Raw genomic sequence first — 18,152 nt, forward strand, 5'->3', positions numbered from 1 at the left:
GGCTGTTACGCCTCGACCCCGCGGATCGGCGGGTTGTGGAAGGTCGCCCCGAACACGCGCTCGGAGGCTCCGACGCGATCGAGGTACGGCGTGACGCCGCCCATCTGGAACGGGAAGCCCGCGCCGAGGATCAGGCACAAGTCGATGTCTTCAGGAGCGGCGACGACGTCGTCGTCGAGCATGAGCTTGACCTCGCGCGCCAGGCCGTCCTGCAGCGAGACGAGGATGTCATCGGCGCTGCGCGGGTTCTTGCCGCCGGCGACGAGCTTGAGGGCGCCCTTGTCGAAGCCCTTGACTTTGCCCTTGTCGTCCTTGTCGAGCAGCTTGCCGTAGTCGGCGAGCTTGTGCAGGTTCTCACTGCGGTAGAACCGGTCCGGGAAGGCCGCGTGGTGCGTGTCGAGCACGTGGGCGCCGACCTTGAGGCCCACGAGGTCGAGCAGCGCAGACGGCGCCATCGGCAGGCCGAGCGGTGCGATCGCCGTGTCGACGGTCTCGAAGGAGGTGCCCTCGTCGACGGCCTTCATGGCCTCGCCGAGCAGCACCGCGAGCAGGCGGTTGACGACGAACCCCGGGGTGTCGGCGGTGATGACCGCGTTCTTCTTCAGGTTCTTCGCCGTGACCATGGCCGTCGAGAGCGTCGCCTCGTCGGTGTGCGAGGTCTTGACGACCTCGATCAGCGGCATCAGGGCGACCGGAGTGAAGAAGTGGAAGCCGACCAGCCGCTCGGGGTGTGCGAGCTTGGCTCCGATCTGCTCGACGGAGAGCGACGAGGTGTTGGTGGCGAGCACGGCGTCGGGGGAGACGAACTGCTCCACCTCGGCGAACACGTTCTGCTTGATCTCGAGCTCTTCGAACACGGCCTCGATGACCCAGTCGCAATCGGCGAAGTCCGCCTTGTCGGTCGTGCCCGTGACGAGCGCCTTCAGGCGGTTCGCCTCGTCGGGGGAGACGCGGCCCTTGCCGAGCAGGGCGTCGATCTCACCTGCGATGTAGGCGACGCCCTTGTCGACGCGCTCCTGGTCGATGTCGGTGATCACGACCGGCACGCGCAGGCGGCGCACGAACAGCAGGGCGAGCTGGCTGGCCATGTATCCGGCGCCGAGCACGCCGACCTTCGTGACCTTCTTGGCGATCGCCTTGTCGGGTGCTCCGGCCGGGCGCTTGGCGCGCTTCTGCACGAGGTTGAAGGAGTAGATCGACGCCTGCAGCTGGTCGCCGGCGATGAGGTCGGCGAGCACCTCGTCCTCGCGCTGGAAGCCCTCGGCACGGGTGCCGCTCTTCGCGGCCTTCATCAGGTCGAGTGCGGCGTACGGCGCCTGCGGCACGGTGCCGATGCGCTTGGACAGCATGTCGCGCGCGACCTTGATCGCGATGTCCCACTTGGCGAGCCGCTCGAGCTTGCCGGGCTCGTTCGCACGCTTGACCTTGATGGTGCCGTTCAGCACGCCGTCGGCCCACTTCAGCGAGTCCTCGAGGTAGCTGACCGACGGGAAGATCGCATCGGCGATGCCCAGGTCGAAGGCGTCCTGCGCCTTCATCGTGCGGTTCTGCTTCAGCGGGTTCTCGATGATCACCTTGAGGGCGTTCTCGATGCCGATGAGATTGGGCAGGATCGTCGCGCCGCCCCACCCGGGGATCAGGCCGAGGAAGACCTCGGGAAGCGCGAGCGCCGGAGCGGATGCATCGACCGTGCGGTAGTCGGCGTGCAGGCCGATCTCGAGGCCGCCGCCGAGCGCGAGCCCGTTCGTGAACACGAACGACGGCACGCCGACGTCGGACAGCTTGCTGAGCGCGTGGTGGCCGAGCTGGACGAACTTCTTCGCGGTCTCCTTGTCGGGGATCTCGGCGACCTTGGACAGGTCGGCGCCCGCGGCGAGGATGAACGGCTTGCCGGTCACGGCGACCGCGTCGATCTCGCCGGCGGCCGCCCTGGCCTTCAGCGCGTCGAGCGTGGCCGCGTACTCGAGCAGCGTCGCCGCGCCGAGTGTGTTCGGACGCGTGTGGTCGCGCCCGTTGTCGAGCGTCACGAGCGCAAGCGTCTTGCCCGAGGCCAGACGGATGTCGCGGACGTACGAGTGGGTCACGACCTCGTCGTCGCCCGCGAGGGCGACGAGCGAGTCGAAGTCGATGGTCGAGTAGTCGGTCATGCGCGCTTCTTCGCCTTCTTGTCGAAGTTCGGGTTCTCCCAGATCATGGTGCCGCCCTGGCCGAGGCCGACGCACATGCTCGTGATGCCGTACCGAACGTCGGGGCGTTCGGTGAACTGGCTCGCGAGCTGGTTCATGAGGCGCACGCCCGAGGAGGCGAGCGGGTGGCCGACGGCGATCGCACCGCCCCAGGGATTCACACGGGGGTCGTCGTCGGCGATGCCGTAGTGGTCGAGGAACGAGAGCACCTGCACGGCGAACGCCTCGTTCATCTCGAAGAGGTCGATGTCGTCGATGGTGAGGCCGGCCTTGCGGAGTGCCTTCTCGGTCGCGGGGATCGGGCCGATGCCCATGATCTCGGGGTCGACGCCGGCGAAGGCGTAGCTCACGAGCTTCATCTTCGGCGTGAGGCCGAGCTCCTTCGCGGTCTCGCTCGAGGCGAGGAGTGCCGCGGTGGCGCCGTCGTTGAGGCCCGACGCATTGCCCGCGGTGATGCGACCGTGCGGTCGGAAGGGCGTCTTGAGGCCGGCGAGGCCCTCGAGCGTGGTCTCGGGGCGCATGACCTCGTCCTGCGTCGCCAGGCCCCAGCCCTGCTCGGTGCGGATGGCGACCGGCACGAGGTCCTGCTGGATCTTGCCGGCGGCGTATGCGGCGGCGGTCTTCTGCTGGCTGGCGAGGGCGTAGCGGTCGCTGCGCTCCTTCGTGAGCTGCGGGAACCGGTCGTGGATCCGCTCCGCCGTGGCGCCCATGACGAGGGCGTCCTCGCCGACGAGGCGCTCGGACAGGAACCGCGGGTTCGGGTCGACGCCGGAGCCCATGGGGTGATGTCCCATGTGCTCGACACCGCCGGCGATGGCGAGGTCGTACATGCCGAATCCGATGGAGCCGGCCATCATCGCGGCGGCGGTCATCGCGCCGGCGCACATGCGATCGATGGAGAAGCCGGGAACCGTCTTCGGCAGCCCGGCGAGGATCGCCGCGGTGCGACCGAGCGTGAGGCCCTGGTCACCGGTCTGGGTCGTGGCTGCGATCGCCACCTCGTCGATGCGGTCCTTGGGTACGTTCGGGTTGCGCTCGAGGAGCCCGACGATCGCCTTCACGACGAGGTCGTCGGCTCGGGTGTTCCAATACATGCCCTTTTCGCCGGCCTTGCCGAACGGAGTACGGACTCCGTCGACGAACACGACATCAGCTTGATGTGCCACGCTGCAGCTCACTTTCGATCTGGATGACTCGATCCTACGAACGCGCCTGAGGAGGCCCTGAATCGCTTGACGGTTCCTACGAAACCGGCTTCTCAGCGTCGAGGACGGCTTGTGACGCCTCCACAAAGGCGAGGGAGATCTTCTGTGCCGTAGCGTCAATCTGCCAGTGCCGCGCGCCGAGCCGTTCGAGCTGCTCGGCGACCGCGTCGGCCCCGGGCTCGGCCGGTGGATGCCAGGCGAGACGGCGCAGGTGATCGGGGGTCAGCAGGTTCTCGACGGGCATGTCGAGCGCTTCGGCGATCTCGGTCACGGCGGCCTTGGCGAATCGGAGCCGTGCATCGGCCTCGGGGTTCCGCATGGCCCAAGCCCGTGGAGGAGGCGGCGCATCGTTCGGGACGCGGACCGCCGGGAGGTCCTCGGTGGACAGGCCGCGTTCGACGGCCGCCCACCATCGATCCAGTTCGGTACGGCTTGCACGACCGGTGAACGCCCGCAGGTCGGAGAGCGCCTTGCGCGTGCGGGGGAGCGCCTTCACGACGGCGAGGAGGGAGGCATCGGGCACGAGACGCCCCGGCGCGACGTCGGAGGAGGAGGCGAACTCGTCGCGCGCGAGCCAGAGCTCGCGGGCGACCGCGAGGTTTCGCGGTGAACGCACGGCGTGGATGCCGGACAGGCGGCGCCAGGGCTCGGGGCCGATGGGCTTCGGCTCGCGTCGGAGGACCGCGTCGAACTCCTCGGCCGCGAGGCCGGCCTTCTCGGTCTCGGCCAGGCGCTCGACGAGTCGATCACGCACGTCCACGAGGAGTTCGACGTCGAGCGCGGCGTAGGTGAGCCAGGGCTGCGGCAGGGGTCTCGTCGACCAGTCGGCCGCCGAATGCTCCTTCGCGAGGTGGATGCCGAGCAGCTCTTCGACGACGGCGGCGAGGCCGACCCGTGGCATGCCGAGCAGGCGTGCCGCCAGCTCGGTGTCGAAGATGCGGTCGGGATCGAGGCCGACCTCGCGGAGGCAGGCGAGGTCCTGGCTCGCGGCGTGCAGCACCCACTCCTCATCGGCGATCGTCGCCTGCAGCGTCGAGAAGTCGGGGATCTGCGGCGGGTCGAAGAGGAACGTGCCAGCTCCGCGCCGATACATCTGGATCAGGTACGCGCGCTGGGAGTACTTGAAGCCGCTCGCACGCTCGGCGTCGACGGCGATCGGGCCTTCGCCCTCAGCGATGCGGCGGACCGCATCGTCGAAGTCGGCGGGCGTCTCGATGACCCGCAATTCATCCACGATTCGACCTCCGTCTGGGCAGAGCGGTCACCCCCTCGGATCGGGGAGGCAGCCCTGCCAGCATGCACAACAGTTCGCTCCAGCCTTCCACATGCGCGGCGATCCCGGCGTCGAGGGGAGTCCACGAGGCGCGCAGTTCGATCTGGGCCCCGTCGCCCTGACGCGCCAGCTCACCGAATCCCGTGGAGAGGATCTTCGTCGCCGTGCCCGAGGCGGCGACGTAGTTCGCCCCACGCGCGTCGAGCGCGTCGACGAGCCACGACCACGCGACATCCGCGAGGAAGGGATCGAGGCCGATGTCGGTCTCGAGCGGCGCCTGGGCGAAGCACACGATGCGGAACCGACCGCCCCACGATTCGGGTTCCATCGGGTCGTAGAGCAGGACGAACCTGCCGGTGCCGAGTTCGGAGTCGTCGCCGTGCGGGCCCGGTGACGGCGCGACATCCGCCGAGAGCGCCACCGCGAACGGGGCGAGCGAACCGGGCGCGGGAATCTCCTGCACGCGCAATTCGGCTCGCGGGGATGCCGCACGCAGAGACTGGAGTGCGGCCTCGAACTCGGGGGGATGATGCGTCGAGGAGTCGGGCACGAGTGCAGACTAGAGTCTCGACCAGAGTGCGCCGCGGCGGCACGCCGCCCCCGGTGACACCGATTCGGGCTTCGAGCGGAGGCATCCATGGCGGGACGTACCGGCACGGCGACGGCGATCGGCATCGCGGCGGCAGCGACGGCGGTGATCGCGGCGTCCATCGCGATGGCGACCGCGGCCCTCACCGTGCTGTTCGCGCGGCGGGTCGTCACTCCCGAGCCGGCGCGCCGCGACGACGTGCGCATCCGGTCGGCCGATCTGCTGCGGTCGGAGGTCCGGCTCGAGGCATCCGATGAGACTCGCATGGTCGGCGTGTACGGGCTCTGGTTCGACCAGGACGCCGGTCACGCCCGCATCGGAGCGATCCTCCACGATGACGGTCGCACGGTCACCCGCCGCATCGAGGCGGTCGACTTCGGCCGCCTGGATCGAGCCGCGTCGGGTCGGATCAGCGGCTGGGTGCATCTCGGACCCTGGGAGGTGGCCGACGCGTACGACGACGTGGTCGTCGCCACCCCCCTCGGGCCGGCGCCGGCCTGGCTGGTGCCCGGCGGCCCCGACGGCGCCCGGTCGAGCGACTGGGTGATCCAGGTGCACGGGCGCGGCGCCAAGCGCCACGAAGGCCTGCGCGCAGTGCCGCCGGCACTCGCGGCCGGGTGGACGAGCCTGCTCATCAGCTTCCGCAACGACGGCGAGGCGCCTGCGAGCTCGGACCGCAGGTACGGCCTCGGCGGCACCGAGTGGGCCGACGTCGCGGCGGCCGTCCGCTTCGCCCGTGAACAGGGAGCGCAGCGCATCGTGCTCATGGGCTGGTCGATGGGCGGGGCGATCTCGTTGCAGGCCGTGTTGCGCTCGGCCGAGGTCCGCGAATCGCTCGTCGGCGTCATCCTCGACTCGCCGGCCATCGACTGGGTCGACATCCTGCGATTCCAGGGCCGAGCGATGGGGCTGCCCGATGGCCTCGGATCCGCGGTCGCGCATGTGCTCGGCGAGCCCTGGAGCGGCGGGCTCACGGGCCTCGCGGCGCCGGTCGACGTGACCGAGCTCGATCCGATCGCCAGGGCCGAGGAGTTCTCGGTGCCCATGCTGCTCATGCACAGCGTCGACGACGGATTCGTGCCGATCGACGGTTCGCGCCGGCTCGCTGCGGCCCGGCCCGACCTGATCGACTTCGAGGTCTTCGACGGCGCCCGTCACACGAAGCTCGCCAATCACGACCCGGAGCGCTGGTCGGCGCTCGTGCGCGATCGCCTGACGAGCCTCGCGGCCGCTACGCAGGCAGGTGCTCGCGCAACTGGCGCTTGACCCGCGCGAGCATGGCCGTCATGCCGCGCACGCGGAGCGGCGACACCGCCTCGCCGAGTCCGAGCGTCTGCGGGTAGTCGTCGGGGATCGCGAGGACCTCCGCGGGGGTGAGCCCGTCGATGCCCTGCACCAGGATCGAGGCGAAGCCGCGCGTCGTCGGCGCCTCGGCCGGTGCCGTGGCGTACATGCGCGCGACGCCCTCGCTCACCTCGACGAAGATGAAGACCGGCGACTGGCACTCGACGACGCGCTCGAGCAGATCGGGGTGATCCGCATACTGCGGCGGGAGGGCGGGCAGCTCGTTCGAGAACTCGAGCAGCAACTGCAGCCGATCGGGGATGCCGAGCGCCCGGAAGTCGTCACGGGTCTCGGCGAGGCGCGGGGGCAGGGTCGTGGAGTCCATCGGTTCCATTCTCCCACCCCGCACCTCGCGCGGGGCTGCGCATCGCTCAGACGCGGGCGGGCGCCTCACCCCGCTCGGCGCCGGTCGCGATCGGTACCCGGACGGCGCTGCCCCACTCGGTCCACGAGCCGTCGTAGTTGCGCACGTGCTCGAACCCGAGCAGGTGCGTGAGCACGAACCACGTGTGACTCGACCGCTCGCCGATGCGGCAGTAGGCGATGACCTCGTCGCCGTCCTGCAGGCCCACCTCGTCTCGATAGATGGCATCGAGCTCGTCGCGACTGCGGAACGTGCCGTCGCCGGCTGCTGCGCGGGCCCAGGGCACGGATGCCGCGGTCGGGATGTGGCCCGCACGGAGCGCACCCTCTTCAGGGTAGGCCGGTGCGCTCGTGCGCTCCCCGGAGTACTCCTCGGGCGAACGCACGTCGATGAGCGCCTTCGAGCCGGTCGGCGACTGCCCGAGGTGCGCGAGCACGTCCTCCTTGAACGCGCGGATCGCGGCGTCGGCGCGCTCGACGACCGGGTACTCGACGGGCGTCGGCACCGAGGCATCCGTCGTGATCGCACGCCCCTCGGCGATCCAGAGGTCGCGACCGCCGTCGAGGAGGCGCACGTCTTCATGGCCGAAGAGCGTGAACACCCAGAGCGCGTAGGCCGCCCACCAGTTGCTCTTGTCGCCGTAGATGACGACCGTGGAATCGCGCGCGATGCCCTTGGCGCCGACGAGGGCGGCGAAGCGCTCGCCGTCGACGTAGTCGCGCACGACCGGATCGTTGAGCTCGGTGTGCCAGTCGACCTTCACGGCGCCGGGGATGTGGCCGGTCTCGTAGAGCAGCACGTCTTCGTCGGACTCGACGACGACGAGGCCCGGCCGGCCGAGGTTGGCGGCCAGCCACTCGGTGCTGACGAGGCGTTCGGGGTGCGCGTACTGGGCGAACCTGGCTTCGGTGTCGAACTCGGCGGGCATGGGGACCTCCTGTGATCGTCCGGTCGGACGGGTGCGTGAAGCGGGCGGTCTAGGCTGGTGACCTGATCCACCTCGAATCTACGCGGCGTGCCGACGGGAGTCGCCATGCCGGTCATCCGGTGCAACACGGGAGCCATTCACGCATGACCACGGCATCGAGCCATGCCCTCATCCGCCTCGTCGAACGGAACCCGTCGATCTCGGGCGAGGAGCTCGCCTCCGAGCTCAGCCCGCCGCCGCAGTTCGAGCACGCGTCCTTCGAGTCGTACCGCCCCGACCCCGATTTCGCGTCGCAGCAGGCCGCGCTCGAGCGCCTCGGCGAGTTCGCCGGCGTATGGCGGGCGCAGCGCCCCGGCGGCTTCTTCTCGCGCAACCGCAAGCCGAAGGCCGAGCTGCCCGGCGTCTACCTCGACGGCGGCTTCGGCGTCGGAAAGACCCACCTCCTCGCCTCCCTGTGGCACATCGCGCCCGGGCCGAAGTACTTCGGCACCTTCATCGAGTACACGGCCCTCGTCGGCGCGCTCGGCTACGCGAATGCGGTCAAGCTCCTGACGGGTGCCCGACTCATCTGCATCGACGAGTTCGAACTCGACGACCCGGGCGACACGATGCTCATGACCAGGTTCCTCGGCGAACTCATGGCCGGTGGCACGCGCGTCGCGGCGACCTCGAACACCCCGCCGAACGCGCTCGGCGAAGGACGCTTCGCCGCGGCGGACTTCCTCCGCGAGATCCACGCGCTCTCCGCGAACTTCGAGACGCTGCGCATCGACGGCCTCGACTACCGGCGCCGCGACACCGAGGGAAGGGCGTCGACCATCGACGGCGACGACGCCGTCGAGCGAACGGCCTCGGCGCTCGCACAACGCGGTCACCGCGTCTCGCTCGACGGGTTCGACCAGCTCATCGCACATCTCGCCACGGTGCATCCCTCGAAGTACGTCAAGCTCCTCGCCGACGTCGAGTTCATCGCGCTCGAGGGCGTGCACGAGTTGTCGGACCAGAACGCGGCGCTGCGCCTCGTCGCCTTCATCGACCGCGTCTACGACGCCGAGGTGCCGATCATCGCGAGCGGGTTGCCGCTCGACCAGGTCTTCGACGCCGACATGATGGCGGGCGGCTACCGCAAGAAGTACCTCCGCGCGATGAGCCGCATGATCGCGCTCACCACGGGTGAACTGCCACCGCACGACTGACGGCGACCTCGCGGCATCCCGAAACATGCTCGTTACACGAGCACGTTCTTCGTAACCGACGCGAAACAACGCTTGCACCGTCCCCGAAACCTCTTCGCACCAGTCTGATCGCAGTACCCGAGACCGACACCCCCGTCATCCTCGCGGTATGTCCCCTGCAGATTCACCGAGGTGTGAGGAATTCCAATGGATACGGGAAGCATTGCCTGGGCCATCACGGCCACAGCGCTCGTGCTGTTCATGACGCCGGGCGTCGCCTTCTTCTACGGCGGCCTCGTCAAAGCGAAGAGCGTCGTCAGCATGATGATGATGAGCTTCGGCGCGCTCGGGCTCGTCAGCGTGCTCTGGGTGCTGTACGGCTTCAACATGAGCGCCGTCGGCGGCGTCTGGGACTTCGCGGGCAACCCGTTCTCGGACTTCGGCCTCGGAGCGCTCGCGACCGGTGAGACGGCCAACACCGACCTCATCGGCGTCGCGTTCGGCGCGACGTTCGCGATCATCACGGTCGCGCTCATCTCGGGCGCCATCGCCGACCGGGCCAAGTTCGGCTCGTGGCTGATCTTCGCCGGCCTCTGGGCCACGGTCGTCTACTTCCCGGTCGCGGCCTGGGTGTGGGGCGGCGGCTGGATCCTCAACCTCGGCGACTCGCTCGGCCTGCCCGCCGTCATCGACTACGCCGGCGGCACCGCGGTGCACATCAACGCGGGTGCTGCAGCGCTCGCCCTGGCGCTCGTGCTCGGCAAGCGCGTCGGATTCCAGAAGGGCATGGACAAGCCGCACAACGTGCCGCTGACGCTGCTCGGCGCCTCGGTGCTGTGGTTCGGCTGGTTCGGGTTCAACGCCGGTGCCGAGTTCGCGAACGACCTCGCCGGCGCCGGCCTGATCGTGCTGAACACGCTCGGCGCGACCGCTGCGGCCATCCTCGGCTGGCTCATCGTCGAGAAGCTCAAGGACGGCAAGCCCACCGCGGTCGGTGCCGGCTCGGGCGCCATCGCCGGCCTCGTCGCCATCACCCCCTCCTGCGCGAACCTCGAGCCCGGCTGGGCGCTCCTCCTCGGCGTCATCGCCGGTGCGGTCTGCGCCCTCGCGATCGAGCTCAAGTTCAAGCTGGGCTTCGACGACTCGCTCGACGTCGTGGGCATCCACCTCGTCGGCGGCGTCATCGGAACGCTCTACCTCGGCTTCTTCGCGATCGAGACCGGCCTCTTCACCGGAGGCGACCTCGGTCAGCTCGCGGTGCAGACCATCGCGGCCGTCGCGGTCCTGCTCTACTCGTTCATCGTGGCCTTCATCCTGGGCTTCGCGATCGAGAAGACCATCGGCTTCCGCGTGAAGAACGAGGACGAGATCGCCGGCATCGACACCGTCGTGCACGGTGAAGAGGGCTACAAGCTCGAGACCGTCTGAGTCCACTGAATCACCGCGAGGGCGGTGGGGTAGTGTGCGGGTGTGACTGACACCGGCCGCTTCCTCACCGCCCTTCGTCGTGCATTCGGCAGCATCTTCGGATCGACGCGAGCGAGGCCGACGAGCACGAACCGAGCGGATGTCTCGGGCTTCGCCTCCGTGTCCACGGATCTGCTCTCACCGGGGCAGAGCGGGCCTTCTGCAACCGTCGAGATCGATCCGCACCGACTCCGCGCAGTGCGGCTGTCCTATGCGCCGTCGAAGGACGGAGCGCCCGACCCCGGGGAGATCGTGTGGACCTGGGTGCCGTACGAGGAGCGGGACGGACGTGGCAAGGATCGCCCGGTGGTCGTGGTCGCGGCATCCGGCACCGATGCCTTCCTCGCCGTGCAGTTGACCAGCAAGGCCCACGAGGGCTCTCGGGACTTCGTGCCGCTCGGCACCGGCGCATGGGATTCTGCCGGGCGGCCGAGCTGGGCGAACATCGATCGGGTCTTCGTCGTGCACGCGGCCGGCATGCGCCGCGAGGCGGCCTCGCTGGATGCCGCGCGCTACCTTCGGCTGGCTGAGGCGCTCACGGCGCGGTACGGCTGGTCGTGAGCCGATGGCCGGCTCGACCGCTCTCACCGCTCATTGCTCACCATCTCGCGTGGAGGCTTGAACAGACCGGATCAGTTCCTGCGCGAACGCGGTGCGATCCGGGCCGATGACCGACAGCGGGAATGTCTTGCCGTCCCGTCGAACCCAGGTCAGAGACGGCGGCCCGTTCTCGGGGCCTCCATCGGCAGGTCGCACGTCGAGACCTGCGATCTGCGTCACGTGAAGCCGAATGGTGTTGCCGACGCGTCCCTCATGGACCTGATCGCCGTAGATCTCCAGCGTTCGGCCATCGAACACGGCGAAGACGCCGACGTTCAGCATTCCCTCGAGGACATCGATATCCACACACCTCTCCGGGGCACGTCCCTCGGCGTGGCGAGCGATCCCAACGGGTTCCACACCGGGTGCGTTGAGGGACTCAGCCCAGGCCGCGACATCGAGTCGGGCTGTGACATCGCCGGGTCAATGCGAAGAACGCCCCCAGTGGAGTGGGGGCGTTCGTGGGCGATGCCGGGCTCGAACCGACGACCTCTTCCGTGTGAAGGAAGCGCGCTACCAGCTGCGCCAATCGCCCATGTGGGAATCACGCTCACCGGGGTGACCGCGGACTCGATACTAGCGGACGATCGGCGGCGAATGCACATCGAGGACGCGGTCTCGGGCGAGACACGCCCGGGAATCGCGGTCGAAATGTGCGCCCGACCGGGGTGAACATCAGGTGGACGCCGCTCGGTTTGTGAATCGATCGGAGTATCGGTTAGAGTCTCTCTGCACGCAGAAATGCGAAAGCGAATGCGGATGTGGCGCAGTGGTAGCGCATCACCTTGCCAAGGTGAGGGTCGCGAGTTCGAATCTCGTCATCCGCTCTGATCAGGATCTGGGCGAAAGCATAGGTCCTGTTCTTTTGGTGGAGAACCCATACACGGTGGATTGGCCGAGAGGCGAGGCAGCGGCCTGCAAAGCCGTATACACGGGTTCGAATCCCGTATCCACCTCCACGCACAACTTCATAGCCTGAACAGGCGCGATTGGCGCAGCGGTAGCGCGCTTCCCTGACACGGAAGAGGTCACTGGTTCGATCCCAGTATCGCGCACAACAACAGCCCCGGCTCATCGAGCCGGGGCTGTTCGCGTCTCACGTCACGGTCACGCGGTGCGTGTCACCACGGCGCCGGCGCCGGGGGAGCGACCACCGGCGGGTTGTCGTTGCACGTGATGAGGTTCGGCAGGTAGGGCGCGAGCCAGGGCGTGCCCGGGTGGAACTCGTTCGCGTCCACGCCGTCGTTGCCGCCGAGGTCTGCCAGCGAGAACTCGGAACCGTTGTCCCAGTCCCAGTTGAACGCTCCGCAGTTGTTCACGCCCCAGTGCCCGACGCCTCTGACATCCACGTTCTCGAAGCTCGCCGAGCCGGCGGTTCGTGCGCTGATGACGTTCGTACCCGTTCCATCCACGCGGATGTCCCGGAACTGCACGCCGTCGATGCGGTACTGGTCCTTGACGCCCCATTCGGTGACGAGCATCATCGCGCTGTACGTGCTGTCGAGGAAGTGGTCGCCGCTCACCACGATGTCGGCCTCGTCGATCGACCGGTCGAGCGCGTAGAACCAGATCGCGCCGAGGCCGATGTTCCAGTTCAGCTCGTAGGTGCCTGCGCGCACGGTCGAGTTGTCGGTGATCGCGAGTCGCCCGGTGAACGGTTCCGCACCGAACCTCGAGCCGACGTGGATCCCGCTGCCCTCGCGCACCGGGTCGGCGACGAGGTTGCCGGCGACGGTCGTGTCGGCGCCGCCGTAGATCGCGATGCCGTTCGCGAGCGAGGGGGACTGCACCGTGTTCCGCTCGAACGTGTTGCCCGAGTTCGACTGATGCTCCGACCACATCGCGAGGCCGTCGTCGCCCGTGTTGCGGATGAAGTTGTTCGACACGGTCGACCCGGTGACGCCGGTGTGGAAGTTCAACGCGTCGGCCATCTGGTCGACCACGATGTTGTCCTCGACGACGAGACCGTCCATCGGGCCGTCGAACCACAGCCCGACCTTCGTGTGCCGGATGTGCAGGCCGCGGATGCTCGAGTCGCTCATCGCACCGCCGATGCCGTTCACCTGGTCGGTGTCGATGCGTTCGCGCACGTCGCCCTCGATCGCGAAGCCCGAGAGGTGCACGTTGGAGCTGCCGCCGCTCGCGGCATCCTTGCCGTAGAAGCCGACGCCGGTGTGCTCCGAGCCGTCGGGTGCGGGCTGGGCCAGTGCCACCTCTCGCCCGCGGATGACGGTGTACCAGTTGCCCGCGCCCTCGATCGTGACGTCGTCGACGATGATGTGCCGGCTGATGGAGAAGATGCCCGGTGGCACGTAGACCGGCAGGCGGTGCTTCTTGGCGAACGCGATGGCCCGGTCGAACGCGCCCGCGGCGTCGTGGTGCCCGGTCGGGTCGGCGCCGAAGAGCAGCACGTTCGCGGCCTTCAGGCGGATGTGCGGCAGCCCGACGCGTTCCGTGTCGATCAGGTCGATCGTCGTGAGCGCGGCGTTCGTGGTCTTCGGTGCGGTCAGTCGGATGACGTCTCCGGCCCGGTAGGTCTTCGGCAGCAGCATCCGCTGTTCGTCGTAGAAGTGCATCGGACGGAACGGCGTCGTCACCTCGTAGCCCTCGCCGGGCACGCAGCCGCACTCGGTGATCCACCAGTCGGGATGCAGGAGCCCGGCGTTCGGGTCGTTGGTGAACGGGTACTGGTTGTAGAGCCAGGAGTACTCGGAGGTGAGCGTCATCGTCTGCGCCTTGCCGCCGTTGACCGAGACGGCGAGTGGGGCCTTGATGCCGCCGCCTCCCTGCGCGTCGGGAATGCTGTACCTGACGGTGATCGCGTTCGTGGCCGCGGGGAGCGTGAACTCGACGTACTGCCCGGGCGCGAGTTGCACCGCGCTCCGGCCCGACGCCTCCGCCGGCAGCGTGTAGGCGTCCCGGCCCGGTCCGATCACGGTGCCCGTGTGCACCGCGTTCTCGGCCTCCTGCTCGATGAAGCCGACGTCGGCGCCTCGACCGGCGACGAGGGCCGGGTCGATCGCGGCGCGGGTGACGACCGGTGATGGTGCGGATGTCGCGGCCGTGGCCGTGATCGGGCCGGAGAGCGCGCCCGCCAGGGCGATCGCGGGGATCGTCAGGGCGGCGATGATGCGTCGGGGCCGGATCCTGCGGCGTTCCAGCGGCGGGTGCGGATGCGCGGGATGGAGCATGTCACGGGTCATCGTCGACTCGTTCCTCTCGATTGCGTGTGATGCACGGGCCTCGACCCGGCGAATGAGGCGAATGTATGGCCGTGTGCAGCACGCCGACAAGGGTTCATGACCGAATGTCGAGAGATTATCGAGTTCTTGCGTCGATGCACGCAATCGACCGCAAGCACGCGGCACGAGACATCCGCGGGCTGCAAGATGCGACGCAAGCGGAGAGCGAGCGGATGCCGCGCGCCGACGCTCGAGCGCGGCGTGACGGTGGACGCGCGAGGCCGACCGTCGACGCCGCACTACAGTTGAAGGGTTCATCTCAACTCACAGGGAGTGGTTCACAGTGGCCGACGGTTTCGAGCTCTTCACCGATCGTTCCGTTGTCGCGATGCGCGTCAACGGCGAGCTCAAGGATCTCGCCACGACGGTGACGGATTCCGACACGGTCGAGCCTGTCACGATCGACTCGCCCGACGGGCTCTCGATCCTGCGCCACTCCGCTGCGCACGTACTCGCGCAGGCCGTGCAGTCGATCAACCCGGAGGCCAAGCTCGGCATCGGCCCGCCTGTGACCGACGGCTTCTACTACGACTTCGACGTCGCCGAGGCGTTCAGCACCGACGACCTGAAGGCCCTCGACAAGGAGATGGCCCGCATCATCCGTCAGGGCCAGCGCTTCATGCGCCGGGTCGTGACGGACGACGAGGCGCGTGCCGAGCTCGCGAACGAGCCCTACAAGCTCGAGCTCATCGGCCTCAAGGGGTCGGCCTCGGCCGGCGGCGACAATGAGAACGTCGAGGTCGGCGGCGGCGAGCTGACGATCTACGACAACGTCGACCCGAAGACGGGCGACGTGGTCTGGAAGGACCTCTGCCGCGGCCCGCACCTGCCGAACACCCGCATGATCGGCAACGGCTGGGCGCTGCAGCGCGTCGCCGGCGCCTACTGGCGCGGCAGCGAGAAGAATCCGCAGCTGCAGCGCATCTACGGCACCGCCTGGCCCACGAAGGACGAGCTGCGCGCCTACCAGCAGCGACTCGAGGAGGCAGCCAAGCGCGATCACCGCAAGCTCGGCAAGGACCTCGACCTCTTCTCGTTCCCCGACGAGATCGGCTCGGGCCTGTCGGTGTGGCACCCCAAGGGCGGGGTCATCCGCGGCGAGATGGAGCAGCACGCACGTCGGCGGCACATCGAGGGCGGCTACACCTACGTCTACACGCCGCACATCTCGAAGGAGGACCTGTTCCTCACCTCGAACCACCTCGTCACCTACCGCGAGGGCATGTTCCCGCCCATCGTCATGGACGAGGAGCGCGATGCCGAGGGCAACATCACCAAGCAGGGCCAGGACTACTACCTGAAGCCCATGAACTGCCCGATGCACATCCTCATCTACAAGGAGCGCGCGCGCAGTTATCGCGACCTTCCCATGCGGCTCGCCGAGAACGGCACCGTCTACCGCAACGAGCTCTCGGGTGCGCTGCACGGCCTGACCCGCGTGCGCGGCTTCACGCAGGACGACTCGCACCTCTTCGTCACGCCTGAGCAGCTCGAGGAGGAGGCGACCCGGGTGCTCGAGTTCGTCATCTCGATGCTGCGCGACTTCGGGCTCGAGGACTTCGAGCTCGAGCTCTCGATGCGCGACGACGAGAAGTCGAAGTGGATCGGTTCCGAGGAGTTCTGGGAGTACTCGACGAACGCGCTGCGCAACGTCGCCGTGGCGAGTGGGCTCAAGCTCACCGAGGTGCCGGGCGAGGCCGCGTTCTACGGACCCAAGATCGACCTCAAGACGCGCGACGCGATCGGCCGCACCTGGCAGCTCTCGACCGTGCAGGTCGACCCGAACCTGCCCGAGCGCTTCGAGCTCGAGTACATGGGCCCCGACGGCGAGAAGCATCGCCCGATCATGATCCACCGGGCGCTCTTCGGGTCGATCGAGCGCTTCTTCGCGATCCTGCTCGAGCACTACGCGGGCGCGTTCCCGGTGTGGCTGGCGCCCGTGCAGGTCGTCGGCATCCCCGTCGCCGAGGAGTTCGCGCCGTACCTCGGCGCCGTGATCGCGCAGTTGCGCGCCTCGGGCGTGCGGGCGGAACTCGACTCGAGCGACGAGCGCATGCAGAAGAAGATCCGCACGCACACGACCCAGAAGGTGCCGGTGCAGCTCATCGCGGGCGAGCAGGACCGATCGGGCGAGACCGTGTCGTTCCGGTTCCGCGACGGCACGCAGACCAACGGGGTGCCCATCGACGAGGCCGTCGCCCTGATCCTCGGTGCGATCGCCTCGAAGAAGCTCGTCGACACGGCCGAGGACCTGGCGTGACCGACCCGTCGACGGGCACGGATGCCGCGACCGATGCGGTGCCCGGGCTCGTCGACGCAGCAAGCCTCGCGGGCGTCCCCGACGCGTTCCAGCGACTCTGGACCCCGCACCGCATGGCGTACATCAACGCCGGTGCCGACGCGATGCGTTCGGCGTGCCCGTTCTGCGCGGCTCCCGAGAAGTCGGATGCCGACGGGCTCATCGTGCACCGCGGGCGCAGCGCGTACGTGCTGCTGAACCTGTTCCCGTACAACTCCGGACACCTGCTGGTGTGCCCGTACCGTCACATCGCGACGTACGACCAGGCCACCGCCGAAGAGGTCTCCGAGATCGGCGAGCTGACCCAGGTCGGCATGCGGGTGCTGCGCGAGGTGTCGCGCTGCGACGGCTTCAACATCGGCATGAACCAGGGCGCCGTCGCCGGCGCAGGCGTCGACGAGCACCTCCACCAGCACATCGTGCCGCGGTGGGCTTCCGACGCGAACTTCTTCCCGATCATCGCGAGGACGAAGGCGCTGCCGCAGCTGCTCGGCGAGGTTCGCGAGGCCGTCGCCGGGGCCTGGCCGGCCTGATCAGACCGGGCGGATGCCGCGACACGGCGCCTCTGGCGAGCGCAGAGCGGGCGCGTGGCGTGCGGCGAGCCCCGGCGGGCTCAGCGCACCTGTCGCACGGTGAACTGCATGCGCGGATTCGCGTACGCCTCCTGCGACTCGACGAGCTGCAACTCGCGTTCGCCGGACTCGTAGGTGCGCTGGAGCAGGTCGAAGACGCTCGACGTCGTGCGCGCCAGCGCATCGGCCGCGTCGCGCGAGCGCAGGTAGTGGGCGGTGAACAGCGCCGCACTCACATCGCCGGAGCCGTTCGCCTTCATCGGGAGCAGGGGGGTCTGCACGATCCAGGCTCCGGCGTCGTCGACGGCGAGCATCTCGATCGTGCCCACCTCGCGGTCGGGGCGCTCCACGCTCGTCACGAGCACGGCCGACGGGCCCGTCGCGCGGATCAGGTCGACCGATGCGAGCGTCGAATCGAGCGTGTCGGGTTCCGTGTCGGTGAGGAAACCGAGCTCGAACTGGTTCGGCGTGATCAGATCCGCCGCGGGCACCACGCGATCACGCAGCAGGATCGGGATCGCCGGCGCCACGAAGCATCCGGACTTCGCATTGCCCATGACCGGGTCGCAGGCGTAGATCGCGTCGGGGTTCGCGGCCTTCACTCGTGCGACCGCATCGAGGATGACGTCGGCGATGCCCTCGCCGCCCTGGTAGCCGGAGAGCACGGCGTCGATCTGCGGGAACGCGCCCCGCTCCTCGATGCCGGTGATGACCTCGCGCACGTCGTCGGGGCTGATCATCGGGCCGCGCCAGGCGCCGTACCCGGTGTGATTGGAGAAGTTCACGGTGTAGACCGGGAGCACCTCGACACCGATGCGCTGAAGGGGGAACACGGCTGCGGAGTTGCCGACGTGACCGTAGGCCACGGCCGACTGGATCGAGAGAATCTTCACCGATCGATCATCGCA

Annotated in this window: 15 protein-coding genes and 4 tRNA genes; 9 read left to right on the forward strand and 10 right to left on the reverse strand. The window is 68.6% G+C overall.

The features are described from left to right. Positions 1 to 5: 5 nt before the first annotated feature. From AC3IPY_RS09020 to AC3IPY_RS09035, 4 genes are all read right to left on the reverse strand, one after another. Positions 6 to 2,147, reverse strand: coding sequence for a 3-hydroxyacyl-CoA dehydrogenase NAD-binding domain-containing protein (locus AC3IPY_RS09020; protein WP_489188111.1), 2,142 nt, complete (start codon positions 2,145 to 2,147; stop codon positions 6 to 8). Further along, on the reverse strand, positions 2,144 to 3,280 hold the full coding sequence (locus AC3IPY_RS09025) for a thiolase family protein (RefSeq protein WP_489188112.1): 1,137 nt from the start codon (positions 3,278 to 3,280) through the stop codon (positions 2,144 to 2,146). The genes AC3IPY_RS09020 and AC3IPY_RS09025 overlap by 4 nt, the downstream gene beginning before the upstream one ends. A 148-nt stretch (positions 3,281 to 3,428) precedes the next feature. Continuing rightward, positions 3,429 to 4,625 (reverse strand): ribonuclease D, encoded by a 1,197-nt coding sequence (locus tag AC3IPY_RS09030; protein WP_489188113.1) that lies wholly within the window; start codon positions 4,623 to 4,625, stop codon positions 3,429 to 3,431. After that, positions 4,618 to 5,214 carry a DUF3000 domain-containing protein gene (locus AC3IPY_RS09035; RefSeq protein WP_489188114.1) on the reverse strand — a complete coding sequence of 199 codons (597 nt, stop codon included), beginning with the start codon at positions 5,212 to 5,214 and terminating at the stop codon, positions 4,618 to 4,620. Before AC3IPY_RS09035 ends, AC3IPY_RS09030 begins: the two co-directional genes overlap by 8 nt. An 87-nt stretch (positions 5,215 to 5,301) precedes the next feature. Here AC3IPY_RS09035 and AC3IPY_RS09040 point away from each other — a divergent pair, with 87 nt between their 5' ends. Continuing rightward, entirely contained in the window at positions 5,302 to 6,519 is a 1,218-nt protein-coding gene (locus AC3IPY_RS09040) for an alpha/beta hydrolase family protein (protein ID WP_489188115.1), read from the forward strand. Here the strand turns inward: AC3IPY_RS09040 and AC3IPY_RS09045 are convergent. Both AC3IPY_RS09045 and AC3IPY_RS09050 read right to left on the reverse strand, forming a co-directional pair. Then, the gene (locus AC3IPY_RS09045) at positions 6,485 to 6,922 is read right to left on the reverse strand and encodes a SufE family protein (RefSeq protein WP_489188116.1); all 438 of its coding nucleotides are present in this window, start codon (positions 6,920 to 6,922) and stop codon (positions 6,485 to 6,487) included. The two genes, AC3IPY_RS09040 and AC3IPY_RS09045, sit on opposite strands and share 35 nt — an antisense overlap. A gap of 46 nt (positions 6,923 to 6,968) precedes the next feature. Further along, positions 6,969 to 7,889, reverse strand: coding sequence for a sulfurtransferase (locus AC3IPY_RS09050; protein ID WP_489188117.1), 921 nt, complete (start codon positions 7,887 to 7,889; stop codon positions 6,969 to 6,971). Between the two features lie 143 nt (positions 7,890 to 8,032). Here AC3IPY_RS09050 and zapE point away from each other — a divergent pair, with 143 nt between their 5' ends. The 3 genes from zapE to AC3IPY_RS09065 all read left to right on the forward strand — a co-directional run bounded on the left by zapE (position 8,033) and on the right by AC3IPY_RS09065 (position 11,092). Further along, positions 8,033 to 9,085, forward strand: coding sequence for a cell division protein ZapE (gene zapE / locus AC3IPY_RS09055; RefSeq protein ID WP_489188118.1), 1,053 nt, complete (start codon positions 8,033 to 8,035; stop codon positions 9,083 to 9,085). 186 nt (positions 9,086 to 9,271) lie between these two features. Further along, complete coding sequence (locus tag AC3IPY_RS09060; RefSeq protein ID WP_489188119.1) at positions 9,272 to 10,492, forward strand: ammonium transporter; 1,221 nt, start codon at positions 9,272 to 9,274, stop codon at positions 10,490 to 10,492. Between the two features lie 42 nt (positions 10,493 to 10,534). Then, positions 10,535 to 11,092: a type II toxin-antitoxin system PemK/MazF family toxin gene (locus AC3IPY_RS09065; RefSeq protein WP_489188120.1), complete on the forward strand. Its 558-nt coding sequence runs from the start codon at positions 10,535 to 10,537 to the stop codon at positions 11,090 to 11,092. Between the two features lie 30 nt (positions 11,093 to 11,122). Here the strand turns inward: AC3IPY_RS09065 and AC3IPY_RS09070 are convergent, their stop codons facing one another. Next, entirely contained in the window at positions 11,123 to 11,437 is a 315-nt protein-coding gene (locus AC3IPY_RS09070; RefSeq protein ID WP_489188121.1) for a hypothetical protein, read from the reverse strand. Between the two features lie 156 nt (positions 11,438 to 11,593). Beyond that, positions 11,594 to 11,666, reverse strand: a tRNA-Val gene (locus AC3IPY_RS09075). Between the two features lie 220 nt (positions 11,667 to 11,886). Between AC3IPY_RS09075 and AC3IPY_RS09080 the strand changes: the two genes are divergently transcribed. The 3 genes from AC3IPY_RS09080 to AC3IPY_RS09090 all read left to right on the forward strand — a co-directional run bounded on the left by AC3IPY_RS09080 (position 11,887) and on the right by AC3IPY_RS09090 (position 12,186). Then, positions 11,887 to 11,958, forward strand: a tRNA-Gly gene (locus AC3IPY_RS09080). Positions 11,959 to 12,016: 58 nt separating this feature from the next. Beyond that, a tRNA-Cys gene (locus AC3IPY_RS09085) sits at positions 12,017 to 12,090 on the forward strand. Between the two features lie 24 nt (positions 12,091 to 12,114). Further along, positions 12,115 to 12,186: transfer RNA gene (locus AC3IPY_RS09090), tRNA-Val, on the forward strand. Positions 12,187 to 12,252: 66 nt separating this feature from the next. Here the strand turns inward: AC3IPY_RS09090 and AC3IPY_RS09095 are convergent. Next, entirely contained in the window at positions 12,253 to 14,334 is a 2,082-nt protein-coding gene (locus AC3IPY_RS09095; RefSeq protein ID WP_489188122.1) for a glycosyl hydrolase family 28-related protein, read from the reverse strand. A 367-nt stretch (positions 14,335 to 14,701) separates the two neighbouring features. On the opposite strand from AC3IPY_RS09095, the gene thrS reads away from it, so the two are divergent. Together thrS and AC3IPY_RS09105 are read left to right on the forward strand one after the other, a co-directional pair. After that, entirely contained in the window at positions 14,702 to 16,633 is a 1,932-nt protein-coding gene (gene thrS / locus AC3IPY_RS09100) for a threonine--tRNA ligase (protein WP_489188291.1), read from the forward strand. Beyond that, the gene (locus AC3IPY_RS09105; RefSeq protein WP_489188123.1) at positions 16,630 to 17,205 is read left to right on the forward strand and encodes an HIT family protein; all 576 of its coding nucleotides are present in this window, start codon (positions 16,630 to 16,632) and stop codon (positions 17,203 to 17,205) included. The genes thrS and AC3IPY_RS09105 overlap by 4 nt, the downstream gene beginning before the upstream one ends. Before the next feature lie 80 nt (positions 17,206 to 17,285). On the opposite strand, the gene pdxY is transcribed toward AC3IPY_RS09105, so the two are convergent. Continuing rightward, the gene (pdxY, locus tag AC3IPY_RS09110) at positions 17,286 to 18,137 is read right to left on the reverse strand and encodes a pyridoxal kinase PdxY (RefSeq protein WP_489188124.1); all 852 of its coding nucleotides are present in this window, start codon (positions 18,135 to 18,137) and stop codon (positions 17,286 to 17,288) included. Between the last annotated feature and the right edge of the window lie 15 nt (positions 18,138 to 18,152).

Source organism: Agromyces sp. GL_144 (genome assembly GCF_057834305.1).

Coding starts and splice junctions, on each gene's coding strand:
- AC3IPY_RS09020 (WP_489188111.1), bottom strand. CDS start 2,147: ATGACCGACTACTCGACCATCGACTTCGACTCGCTCGTCGCCCTCGCG.
- thrS (WP_489188291.1), top strand. CDS start 14,702: ATGCGCGTCAACGGCGAGCTCAAGGATCTCGCCACGACGGTGACGGAT.
- zapE (WP_489188118.1), top strand. CDS start 8,033: ATGACCACGGCATCGAGCCATGCCCTCATCCGCCTCGTCGAACGGAAC.
- AC3IPY_RS09045 (WP_489188116.1), bottom strand. CDS start 6,922: ATGGACTCCACGACCCTGCCCCCGCGCCTCGCCGAGACCCGTGACGAC.
- AC3IPY_RS09050 (WP_489188117.1), bottom strand. CDS start 7,889: ATGCCCGCCGAGTTCGACACCGAAGCCAGGTTCGCCCAGTACGCGCAC.
- AC3IPY_RS09040 (WP_489188115.1), top strand. CDS start 5,302: ATGGCGGGACGTACCGGCACGGCGACGGCGATCGGCATCGCGGCGGCA.
- AC3IPY_RS09060 (WP_489188119.1), top strand. CDS start 9,272: ATGGATACGGGAAGCATTGCCTGGGCCATCACGGCCACAGCGCTCGTG.
- AC3IPY_RS09025 (WP_489188112.1), bottom strand. CDS start 3,280: ATGTATTGGAACACCCGAGCCGACGACCTCGTCGTGAAGGCGATCGTC.
- AC3IPY_RS09095 (WP_489188122.1), bottom strand. CDS start 14,334: ATGACCCGTGACATGCTCCATCCCGCGCATCCGCACCCGCCGCTGGAA.